The 3872-nt window shown below is 63.8% G+C and carries 1 protein-coding gene and 1 pseudogene; both read left to right on the top strand.

The genetic code is table 11. The features are described from left to right. Positions 1 to 701: 701 nt before the first annotated feature. Complete coding sequence (locus ABZ453_RS50660; protein ID WP_359026788.1) at positions 702 to 3605, top strand: AAA family ATPase; 2904 nt, start codon at positions 702 to 704, stop codon at positions 3603 to 3605. Positions 3606 to 3617: 12 nt separating this feature from the next. Then, positions 3618 to 3760: pseudogene (locus ABZ453_RS50655) on the top strand (IS3 family transposase); the annotation flags it as partial. Positions 3761 to 3872: the final 112 nt, after the last annotated feature.

Below are 3872 nucleotides of genomic sequence, written 5' to 3'. Positions count from 1 at the left end.
CTCCGGGCGCCCGCAAGGGTTGCCGCCGCACAGACGAGCAGGATCGAGACCAGCGAGTACCAGCGGCCCCGCCGCGAGCGCGGATCGGGTACCGCTTCCAGGTACGGCCGCAGGTCGCCCACCTCGTCCGGCCCCAGTGGGCCCAGCTTGGCGAGCACGGCAGGGATCGGAGAGGATGGGGCAGCGGACACGGGAATCCTTCATGATCATATGGCCTAGACACCACAATGATCACGAACCCCGTGTCCGCACTGCTATGCGCCCCTACCCCAACCACCCGCGCGAACAGGGAACTTGCACGACCCCTGACCGGCTCACTGACATCGGCGCCGCAGCGTCGGTCCTCTCGGTCGGACAGCTTTGACAACGCGATGGCCGAGGCCGTGAACGGCACCTTCACAGCGAGCTCATCCTGGAAGGAAGTCGACCAGTTCGAGTGCACGATCTTCCAGTGAATCACGTGGTACGACGAAGAATGCCTCCCCTCCGCACGCGACTGCGTACCGCCCGTCGAGTACGAGCAAGCCTTCCAGCGGAGCCAAGAGCAAGTCTTGCAGCCTATCTGAACCGTCAAGACTGGACTCTACGAAACTCGGGCAGCTTACTTATCACGTCGCCGCGAGTTGGGTGTCTCCCAGCCTGGCCGTACTGACCGATTCAACCGGGACCTTCGCTATTCACGGAACGGAAAGAGGAATGACATGATCGCGGAACGAGAAGCCGAATGCTCGGCTGTTGCGAATGCACTTCGCCGAGCCGAAGCAAACGTCGGGAGCCTGCTGGTCGTCACCGGGCCGCTGGGGATCGGCAAGTCCGAGTTGCTGAACACGCTGGGCGCGCTGGCGGGAGCAAGTAGCATCTTGGTGGTTTCAGGTCAGGGCGCGAAGGCGGAACAATCATTCACCTTTGGCGTCGTGCTCCAACTGTTCGAGCCGCTGTTGATCCGCGCCCGGCCAGAGCAACGTGAGCAGTGGCTGGCGGATATCCCCGACGCCCTGCGGCGAATGCTGTCCGACGCCGACGGCGTGGACGACGGCCAACTACCTCCTGAGGCCTGCCCGACGCTACTTGGTGCACTGGAAGCGTTGCTGCTGAGGGTCGCCGACTCACAACCGCTTCTGATTCTCATCGACGACGTGCAGTGGACGGACTCAACGTCACTGCGCTGGCTCGCGTACATCGCCAAACGACTCACGGACCTGCCGATAGTGATGGTGGCTGCAGTGCAGGAGGGCGATCTCCAAGCCGAGCGTCCCCTGGTCCGCGAACTGACCACCGCCGCGGAGCGGGTACTGCGGTTGCGACCCCTGTCACGTACAGGCGTCCGCACCCTGCTAGAGCAACACTACGGCGAGGTCCTCGACGAGGCGTTCGTGACGGCCTGTCACAAGGCGTCGGGCGGCAACCCACTGTACCTGGCACTGGCTGCCGCTGAGTCGGAATGCGACGTCACGATGGCGCCAACCAGTCCGACGGCTTCGTCCGGGGTCCTACATACGCCCCTCCTACTGGAGCGGCTCGTCATGGCCATCACTTCGGCCACTTCACCAATCCCTGAGTTTGCGCAGGCCATGGCCGTGCTGGGCGATCAGGTGGATATTGCACTGGCAGCACGGCTGGCCAACCTTGATGATGTGAGAGGAGCTTTGGCAATCCGCAAGCTTACCCAGTTGGGCTTGCTGTCCCCTCAGTCGCCGCCCCGCTTTGTGAATCCCAGATTTTGGGACGCTGTGCGGACGTCAGTACCTATGGAGCAGATCGAGAGCCTGCGGAGCCAGGCGGCGGCCTTGCTGTATGAGTCCGGCTACCCCAACGAAAGCGTCGCACAGCAGTTGCTACCGCTGACGAACCGTCAAGGCACTTGGGCGATAGGTGTCCTCCGTGAGGCCGCACAGAACGCAGTGGAGCGCGGAGCGCTGCGGGATGCCACACGGTGTCTACGCCGCGCGCTACTCGAAGTTGACTCGGGTTGTGCGGTTCGAGGCCGGTTGCTTACCGAATTGGCTGCCGTGGAGCGGCGGTACGACCCCGACGCGGCCACCCGACATGTGCTGGAGGCGACCTCTCTATTAGATTCCGCAGCGGACCGCGCCAGGGCGGTACTTCAGCTGGATCTTTGGGGCGACACCTTTCCCATCACAGTTGCCCACGAACAACTCCGGAGTGTCGCGGATGAACTGAGTCATGGTGGGACGCCGCTGTCCAGCGAACGGGAACTTGCCACCCAGCTTGAGGCCCGGATCCAATACATCGAGCAAGGAACTGCGAAGGGGCTGGTGTCGGCAGCCGAACGGCTTCAACGGCTCGGTTCCGAGCCTCCCGTGGATACGGCGGCAGATCGCGAATTGGCGGCTGTGCTGTCGCATGGGGCGGCATTTGGCGGACAGCTTGACCGTCAGGCTTGGATCAGGTTGGGGGAACGTATCCTTGAGCGGGCGCCAGCAGTTCCCGACCACGTGCACACCACGCTGGGACTACTAGTGCCGGTATTCTTGGCCGCAGACTCCCCGAAGCTCGTGGCAGACTGGCTGAACAAGGCAGCCCACCCGGCGGAGCGGTCGGGAGGGCAGAGCGAGGGTGGCCGCGGCGGTGCACTGACCTCGCTATTGGTTACAGCTGAGCAGGCGCTGGTGTGGACACGCTACGGAGCCGTGGGACACGCTCGGCAATGGGCCGATGACGAACTCCGTCACTCGAGTGAACTTCACCGCCGAGATTTCGTTATGGGAGCCATGGCGCTGGCCGCGGTGGAAGCGCGAGATACGGACCTCGCCTCCCGGATCGTCCAGCAGTTCGGCCGGCAACGGACTGTAGGCACAGAAAGCCTGCACAGCGAAGGTCTCCTACACATCCTGCACGGCATGATGGCGCTGAGAGACGGTAACCAGGAAGCTGCCTTGGAGGAGTTCCTAGAATGTGGAAGGCTGTTGGAACGGTCTGGTTGGCATCTGGGCGCGCTGCATCCGTGGCGGACTTTCGCGGCGGTGCTTCAGCATCGGTTGAAGAACACCGAAGCGGCATGGCGTCTTGTCGAAGAGGATGTGGCAGCAGCCCAGGAGTGGGGAGCGCCAGCCTGGCTCGGCCGAGCCCTGCGGACGCAGGCCCTGCTGTCGGCACGGGACGGCTTGTCTGGGGATGAGGACCTCGCACTGCTCCGCCGATCGGTGACCGTACTGAGGGATTCGGGCCATCAACTCGAGCTGGCCCGATCGCTGATGCGCCTCGGCTTGCGGTTGGCCGACGCACAGCCGGATACTGATGCGGCCCGAGAAGCTAACGCCTGCCTAGCTGAGGGGTCCCGGCTTGCCGACACTTGCGGAGTACCCGAACTGGCCGGCCACACGGGGGCCGCCCGTCGTCGTCCGCCGGGGGAGGCTTTCCGCTCTTCCACCGCACTCACCCGCACCCAGCGTCTGATCGCCGAACTGGCCGCTCAGGGCATGCCCAACCGAGACATTGCCGAGCAGTTCGGTGTCACGCAACGAGCAGTGGAGAAGCACTTGACCAATACTTATCGCAAGCTAGGTCTGAACGGACGGCGTGACCTGGCTCAGGCCCTGCGTGACCTGAACCGTTCCGGGTTCGGTGGGGACTCGATCGTTTGAGAGGATCGAGTTATGGCACGTCCTTCCCAGTACCCGCTTGAGCTGCGCCGTCGTGCGGTGCGGATGGTCGCCGAGGTGCGGCCGGAGTACGACACACCGAGGGGGCCGCGATGAAAGCGGTCGCCCAGAAGCTGGGCATCAGCACGACCGAGACTGCGCAAGTGAGTGCGGCACTAGTACTCCAGCAGCACTTTGACGTTTTCCCTGTTCAGGGGCGGTTTCGGTGAGTGTAGTGGGCTGATGGTCGGCCCGTGTCCTCTTTCCCGG

The organism is Streptomyces sp. NPDC005799 (assembly GCF_040630525.1).
Taxonomy (GTDB): Bacteria; Actinomycetota; Actinomycetes; order Streptomycetales; family Streptomycetaceae; genus Streptomyces; species Streptomyces griseorubiginosus_B.
This window is presented reverse-complemented; position numbering and strand designations above follow the sequence as displayed.

Bases quoted from the DNA above. Each gene is read 5' to 3' on its own strand.
- ABZ453_RS50660 (WP_359026788.1), top strand. From the start codon at position 702: ATGATCGCGGAACGAGAAGCCGAATGCTCGGCTGTTGCGAATGCACTT.